The sequence below is a fragment of the Ursidibacter arcticus genome (genome assembly GCF_009761375.1).
Lineage (GTDB): Bacteria > Pseudomonadota > Gammaproteobacteria > Enterobacterales > Pasteurellaceae > Ursidibacter > Ursidibacter arcticus.
In genome coordinates, this window is sequence record NZ_LEKM01000129.1 from 1 (window position 1) to 8,298 (window position 8,298).

4 protein-coding genes are annotated in these 8,298 nt (G+C 40.4%); 3 read left to right on the forward strand and 1 reads right to left on the reverse strand.

What is annotated here, in order from left to right:
* Positions 1-422 precede the first annotated feature (422 nt).
* The 3 genes from glpA to glpC all read left to right on the forward strand — a co-directional run bounded on the left by glpA (position 423) and on the right by glpC (position 4,740).
* A complete protein-coding gene (gene glpA / locus A1D25_RS05070) occupies positions 423-2,114 on the forward strand; it encodes an anaerobic glycerol-3-phosphate dehydrogenase subunit A (protein ID WP_157394613.1) in 1,692 nt (563 codons plus the stop codon).
* Positions 2,104-3,387 (forward strand): glycerol-3-phosphate dehydrogenase subunit GlpB, encoded by a 1,284-nt coding sequence (glpB, locus tag A1D25_RS05075; RefSeq protein WP_157394614.1) that lies wholly within the window; start codon positions 2,104-2,106, stop codon positions 3,385-3,387. Before glpA ends, glpB begins: the two co-directional genes overlap by 11 nt.
* Before the next feature lie 75 nt (positions 3,388-3,462).
* Positions 3,463-4,740 (forward strand): anaerobic glycerol-3-phosphate dehydrogenase subunit GlpC, encoded by a 1,278-nt coding sequence (gene glpC / locus A1D25_RS05080; RefSeq protein WP_157394615.1) that lies wholly within the window; start codon positions 3,463-3,465, stop codon positions 4,738-4,740.
* A 151-nt stretch (positions 4,741-4,891) separates the two neighbouring features.
* Here glpC and carB read toward each other — a convergent pair whose 3' ends face one another.
* Positions 4,892-8,101, reverse strand: a complete 3,210-nt coding sequence (gene carB / locus A1D25_RS05085) for a carbamoyl-phosphate synthase large subunit (RefSeq protein WP_157394616.1) — start codon at positions 8,099-8,101, stop codon at positions 4,892-4,894.
* Positions 8,102-8,298 lie beyond the last annotated feature (197 nt).

Below are 8,298 nucleotides of genomic sequence, written 5' to 3' on the forward strand. Positions count from 1 at the left end.
ATAAAACTGCAGACTGATGACAAACCCCAATTTGTTGTATCCAATTAACGGACACCAGCGTGGCGTCCCTACATAACAAAATAAAATCTGTTATTTTTCAATTGGTTATAACTTTCCTTGTAGGGACGCCACGCTGGCGTCCGAATGAAAAAAGACTTTGTCAATAATCGGATATTCATTTACGAATATCGGGGTATGTCATCATATCGAAAAAGAAAAATAGCACCTAAATTTTTTATTGGGTTTTGTGAAGTAGCTCACAATAAATTTATGGTTTTATTCCATTTATTTTTCTTTTAAATATAAATAGTGATCTAATTCACACTTTATTGCTCATCTTATTGTTCTATTTCGCTCATTATCATAGAATTTCACTATAATTTTGTTTCTTTTCGTTATTTATTAAATTTGTGGGGGAGGTTATGGCTATATCACCTCAAATGTATCGAAATGTGGCTGATTTTTCACCATTAAGTACAGATGTCATTATTATCGGTGGCGGTGCGACAGGGGCAGGTATTGCTCGGGACTGTGCATTGCGTGGTATTGATTGCATTTTGTTAGAGCGTAGAGATATTGCAACGGGAGCAACAGGACGTAATCACGGCTTGTTACACAGTGGGGCTCGTTATGCGGTAAAAGATAGAGAGTCTGCCGAAGAGTGTATTGTCGAAAATAAAATTTTACGCAACATTGCTCGCCATTGCATAGATGAAACGGAAGGGTTATTTATTACGTTACCTGAAGATGATCTTAGTTTCCAAAAAACTTTTATTGATGCCTGTACTGAATCGGGTATTGAAGCGGTGGCTATTGATCCAAAACTTGCACGTTATATGGAACCCTCGGTAAATCCTGAATTAGTGGGCGCTGTTGTTGTGCCTGATGGCTCTATCGATCCTTTCCGTTTAACTGCATCGAATATGCTTGATGCGACTGAAAATGGTGCCAAAGTATTTACTTACTGTGAAGTAAAAGGCTTAATTCGAGAAGGGGCAACTGTTATTGGCGTCAATGTTTATGACCATAAAAATCGAGTAGATCGTCAATTTTTTGCCCCTGTTGTTGTTAATGCAGCAGGTATTTGGGGGCAAGGTATTGCTGAATATGGTGATTTGAAAATCAGAATGTTCCCAGCAAAAGGGGCATTATTGGTAATGGGGCACCGTATCAACAAAATGGTGATCAACCGCTGTCGTAAACCTGCTGATGCAGATATTTTAGTCCCTGGCGATACCATTTCTGTGATTGGGACAACTTCCAGCCGAATTCCTTATGATGAAATTGATAATATGGTCGTTACACCCGAAGAAGTGGATATTCTCTTTCGTGAAGGGGAAAAACTCGCACCGAGTTTACGCCATACTAGAGTATTGCGTGCTTATGCAGGGGTGCGTCCATTAGTGGCGACTGATGATGACCCTTCAGGACGTAATGTGAGTCGTGGGATTGTGCTACTCGACCACCAAGAGCGTGATGGCTTAAATGGTTTTATTACCATTACAGGCGGTAAGTTGATGACTTATCGTTTAATGGCGGAATGGGCGACAGATCTCGTTTGCAAAAAATTAAACAAAACCGACCGCTGTGTAACAGCAGAAAGAGCCTTGCCAGGCTCAAGCGAAAGCCGAGCGGAAACTAATAATAAAGTTATCTCATTACCAAGCACAATTCGTTATTCTGCGGTGTATCGCCACGGTTCACGAGCGACTCGCTTGTTGGATAAAGAACGTCTTGATCGCTCATTAGTTTGTGAATGTGAAGCGGTAACTGCTGGTGAAGTGCGTTATGCAGTAGATGAATTAAGCGTAAATAATCTCGTTGATTTACGCCGCCGTACACGAGTAGGAATGGGGACTTGCCAAGCAGAACTCTGTGCGTGTCGAGCGGCTGGCTTAATGACTCGCTTTGAAGTCGCAACACCCCGTCAATCTACGACACAATTAGCCTCATTTATGGAAGAGCGTTGGCGTGGTATTGAGCCGATTGCGTGGGGAGATGCCATTCGAGAGGCTGATTTCACAAGCTGGATCTATTACAGTTTATTAGGTCTTAACGATGTTCAACCGCTTGAACAACAAGCACAGCAAGGGACGGATAACAATGAATTTTGATGTTGTAATTATTGGTGGCGGGCTTGCTGGTTTAACCTGCGGCGTTACCTTACAGGCACAAGGAAAACGTTGTGTCATTATCAATAACGGACAAGCAGCGATTGATTTCGCTTCAGGATCGATGGATTTACTTAGCCAATTACCAAGTGGACGGAAAATTCGTCATTTTGAGCAAAACTACACTTCATTCTATCAGCAATTACCACAACACCCTTATTGTTTGATTGGTAAAGAAAAAACGATTGAGAAAGCACAACAATTTGAAGATTTAGCTAAATCACTCAATTTAGGTTTAATCGGTAGTATTGCAGAAAATCACCTACGAGTTACACCACTGGGGGGATTGCGTGGTAGTTGGTTGTCGCCAAATAGTGTACCAAAAGTACAAGGCAGTGAGGTTTTTCCTTATCACTCAATTGCGATTTTAGGGATTGAAGGCTATCACGATTTTCAACCACAGCTCTTAGCCGATAATTTAAAACAGAATGCTCAATTTGCACATTGTCAGCTTTCGACGGCTTATTTGAATATACCTGAGTTAGATCAGCTAAGAGATAATGCTCGAGAATTTCGTAGCGTAAATATCGCTCAATTACTTGAACATAAATTAGCCTTTGCTGATTTAGTCAAAGAAATTAAAACTGCAAGCCAAGGGGCTCAAGCGATTTTCTTGCCTGCTTGCTTTGGCTTAGATGATCAGAGTTTCTTTAATGCCTTAAAAGAAGCTGTTGGGTTAGCCATTTTTGAATTACCAACCTTACCACCATCTCTTTTGGGTATCCGTCAGCATAAACAGCTACGTCACCGTTTTGAGCAATTAGGTGGCTTGATGCTTAACGGTGATAAAGCACTTAGAGCGGAATTTGTAGATGGTAAAGTCAGCAAAATTTATACTCAAATTCATCAAGAGAACTTTATCACTGCCGAGCATTTTGTGTTAGCAACGGGTAGCTTTTTTAGTAATGGCTTGGTTGCAGAATTTGAACATATTTTAGAACCTGTTTTTCATAGCGACATTATTGGTTGCAAAAATTTTGATAAATCTGACCGCTTATCGTGGACGGCAGAACGTTTTTCTTCACCACAGCCTTATCAATCAGCAGGGGTTGCCATTAACAATAAGTGCCAAATTCAAAAAGATGGGCAATTTGTTGGTAATCTTTATGCTGTAGGTAATGTGATTGGTGGTTTTAATAGCCTTGAACTTGGCTGTGGTTCAGGTGTTGCAGTGGTAACAGCATTAGTTGTGGCAGACGAGATTTTGCATCAATAAATTATTTTGTGGGTAAGCTCTCTGTTGTTAATGAATGAGAGTAGATCAAAATAAGTGAGTGATAAAGGAACCTATATGAATAATATTCAACGTTTAATTGAACAAGCACAAAAGAATGTAGAGAGTGCTGTTGTTCATCACGGATTTGATGAGTCGTTTGAAAGCTGTATTAAATGTACTGCTTGTACCGCAGTTTGCCCTGTATCTCGTCAAAATCCAAATTACCCAGGTCCTAAACAAGCAGGACCTGATGGAGAACGTTTACGTTTAAAAAGTGCAGAATTATATGATGAAGCATTAAAATATTGTACTAACTGTAAACGTTGTGAAATCGCTTGCCCATCTGATGTGAAAATTGGTGATATTATTGTTCGAGCAAGAAATAAACATCTTGATCGCCAGAATAAACCATTTATGAATAAATTGCGTGATGCGGTATTAAGCAATACCGACTTAATGGGAAAACTTAATACGCCATTAGCACCGATTGTAAATACTATCACAGGCTTAAAAGCTACTCGTTTCTTGTTAGAAAAAACGTTGAATGTGAGCCGTCATAGAACGCTTCCAAAATATTCTTTTGGTTCTTTCCGTAATTGGTATTTGAAAAAAGAAGCAGAACGCCAAAGTTTGTATCGTGAAAAGATTGCCTATTATCACGGTTGTTATGTGAACTACAATAATCCACAGCTAGGCAAAGAGTTAATAGATGTCTTTAATGCAATGGATATTGGTGTTGTGTTACTCGAAAAAGAAAAATGTTGTGGTTTACCGCTTGCAGTGAATGGTTTTCCTGAAAAAGCTAAAAAATTGGCAAAATTCAACCTAAAAGAACTCGAAAAAGTGGTGGAAAAACGTGAACTTGACGTTGTTGGGACATCTTCAAGCTGTACGATGAATTTGCGTGATGAATATCACCACGTTTTAGGAATGGATAATGCGAAAATTCGCCCTCACGTGAATATTGTTACTCGTTATCTGTATAAACTATTTAATGAAGGTAGAAAACCGAAGTTTAAATCAATACCATTACGCATTGCTTATCATACCGCTTGTCACGTAGATAAAGCGGGTTGGGCACCTTATACTTTAGACGTATTAAAGCATATTCCTGATCTTGAAATTGTGATGCTTCCATCACAATGCTGTGGTATTGCAGGTACTTATGGCTTTAAAGCAGAGAACTACAACACATCACAAGCTATCGGTAATCCATTGTTTGAGCATATCAATAAGGGGGGCTTTGATTTCGTGGTTTCTGAATGTGAAACTTGCAAATGGCAAATTGATATGTCTACTAACTTAACGTGCTTACACCCAATAACATTACTTTCTATGGCGATTGAGAAGTAAGCATCCTAAGAGGTGTAATGAACAAAATGCTCTTAACCCTGTTTTGAAGTTAAGAGCATTGATTTTAGGCGGTGTAATAGACAAAATTGTTGGTTTTTGTTTAACTGCTATATGATACCGAATTTATTACTAATCTCACCGCTTGTGTTAACTACTGTTTGATCTCGTTATGGAGTTCTTGAACAGAGTACACATCAAATTCATTGATGTGATGAACACCAACTGACACCGCATCTGCACCAGCAATAGTAGTATAAATTGGTACTCGTTGTTGTAACGCAGTACGGCGGATTGAGTGGCTATCGGCAATGACTTCTGGATCGCCACTTACGGTGTTAATGACTAGAGCAATTTCACCATTTTTCAGTGCATCAACAATATGTGGGCGACCTTCACGCACTTTGTTGATGGTTTGGACAGCAATGCCATTTTCGCGTAGGAATTTAGCTGAACCAAATGTCGCACATAAGCCATAGCCTTGCTCTTGGAAACGTTTGGCAATTTTCAGTAAGGTATCTTTATCTTGATCAATCACAGACATAAAGACTTTACCCACTTTTGGAATACGTTCTCCTGCCCCAAGTTGAGCTTTAAAGAAGGCTTCTGCAAAGGTTTCACCAACGCCCATTACTTCGCCTGTTGAACGCATTTCAGGCCCTAAGATAGTATCTACGCCTGGGAATTTAATGAATGGGAATACCGCTTCTTTGACAAAATATTTGTGTGGAATAATCTCTTCTAATGCGTTGAGTTCCGCTAAAGTTTCCCCAGCCATTACACGAGCTGCAATTTTAGCAAGAGGTTGCCCTGTTGCTTTACTCACGAAAGGCACAGTACGGCTTGCTCGTGGATTGACTTCAAGTACATAAATAACACCATTTTGCACCGCAAATTGAACATTCATTAAGCCACGCACTTTGAGTGCAAATGCCATCTCTTTGGTTTGTCTGCGAATTTCATCAAGGATCTCACCGCTTAATGAGTACGGTGGTAATGAACAAGCTGAGTCGCCACTGTGAATACCTGCTTGCTCAACGTGTTGCATAATGCCACCGATAACAACATTTTCGCCATCGCAAATACAGTCCACATCCACTTCAATTGCATTATTTAAGAAATGGTCGAGTAAGATCGGGCTATCATTTGAAACAGATACCGCTTCACGCATATATTTGTTGAGTTCATCATCGTTATAAACGATCTGCATTGCTCGTCCACCCAATACATAAGAAGGGCGAACGACAAGTGGATAACCTACTTCATTGGCTAACGCGACTGCTTCAGATGCGTTACGAGCTGTGCGGTTTGCGGGTTGTTTTAAATTCAAGTCATTTAAAATACGTTGGAAACGCTCACGATCTTCTGCGGCATCAATGCTATCTGCGGATGTCCCGATAATATTCACACCTGCTTCGTGTAAGGCATTCGCTAATTTTAATGGCGTTTGACCACCATAATGTACGATTACACCCCAAGGGTTTTCTACTCGCACAATTTCAAGCACATCTTCAAGGGTTAATGGCTCAAAATATAAGCGGTCTGATGTATCAAAATCCGTTGAAACCGTTTCAGGGTTACAGTTCACCATAATGGTTTCAAAACCTGCTTCACGCAATGCTAATGATGCGTGAACACAGCAGTAATCGAACTCAATCCCTTGCCCAATACGGTTCGGGCCACCACCTAAAATCATTACTTTCTTGCGATCTGATGGGTTAGCTTCACACTCTTCTTCATAAGTTGAGTAGAGATATGCGGTATCTGAGGCAAACTCTGCAGCACAGGTATCGACACGTTTATATACAGGTAGAATATTTAAGCTACGGCGGTAATCACGCACTGTTTTCTCACTTACTTTGGTTAATTGAGAGATGCGTTTATCTGAGAAGCCTTTGCGTTTTAAGCGGCGTAATTCATCATAATCTAAATCGCTGAACTGTTTTTTCTCTAAAGCAAGTTCTTCATCAACAAGATCTTTAATTTGAATTAAGAACCAAGGATCGATTTTAGAATAGTGGTGAACTTCGTCTAATGAGAAGCCAGCACCGAAAGCATCAGCAACATAAAGAATACGATTTGGGCCTGGGTTAGCTAGTTCACGACGAATTTTTTCAGGCTCTTCCGAAAGTAAATTGAAACCACAGATACCTGTTTCTAAGCCACGCAAGGCTTTTTGCAAGCTCTCTTGGAATGTACGCCCCATTGCCATTACTTCTCCAACCGATTTCATTTGTGTGGTTAAGCGATCATCGGCATTTGCAAATTTTTCAAAGGCAAAGCGTGGAATTTTGGTTACAACATAGTCAAGTGTTGGTTCAAAAGAGGCAGGAATTAAACCGCCCGTAATATCATTACGCAGCTCATTTAAGGTATAACCTACTGCTAATTTAGCCGCGACTTTTGCAATCGGGAAACCTGTTGCCTTTGATGCAAGAGCTGAAGAGCGGCTTACACGAGGGTTCATCTCAATGACGATCATCTCACCATTTGCAGGGTTAATCGCAAATTGAACGTTAGAACCGCCTGTATCTACCCCAATCTCACGCAATACCGCAAGGCTGGCATTACGCATAATTTGGTACTCTTTATCTGTTAAGGTTTGAGCTGGGGCAACGGTAATAGAATCGCCTGTATGTACGCCCATTGGGTCAAAGTTTTCAATAGAGCAGATGATAATGCAGTTGTCGGTTTTATCACGCACCACTTCCATTTCATACTCTTTCCAACCTAATACAGATTGCTCAATCAGTAATTCGTGAGTAGGTGAGGCTTCAAAACCACGTTCACAAATTGCCATAAATTCATCGCGGTTATAAGCAATACCACCACCTGAACCACCCATTGTGAAAGACGGACGGATTAAGGTTGGGTAGCCTACTTGTTCTTGTGCAGTTAGTGCTTCTTCAAAGCTATGACAAACAAAGGATTTCGGGGTATTTAAACCGATTTTGGTCATCGCATCTTTAAAGCGACCACGATCTTCCGCTTTATCAATCGCATCTTCTGTTGCACCGATTAGCTCGACATTGTATTTTTTCAATACACCATTGCGAGATAAATCTAACGCACAGTTTAATGCGGTTTGTCCCCCCATTGTTGGCAAAATGGCATCTGGACGCTCTTTTTCGATGATTTTCGCAACAGTTCGCCACTCAATCGGCTCAATATAAGTTACGTCCGCCATATTCGGATCGGTCATAATCGTTGCAGGGTTAGAATTGACTAACACCACTTTATAACCTTCTTCACGCAAAGCTTTACACGCTTGTGCTCCCGAATAGTCAAATTCACACGCCTGCCCGATGACAATCGGACCTGCCCCAATAATTAAAATTGTTTGTATGTCTGTACGTTTTGGCATTTTGTGGTTCTCTTTGGTTAATCTGATAAATTATCTGTTACTAATCAAACTTTGATAAAGGTAATTTTTCTTGTTTTGGCATTTTCATCGTAATCGTAGTCTGCCAAATCTCCCCTAACCCCTCTTTGCTAAAGAGGGGGATGCTCGATTGAAAATTCAATATCGGCGTTCTTCAATACGACTTTTAAGTTTTTAGA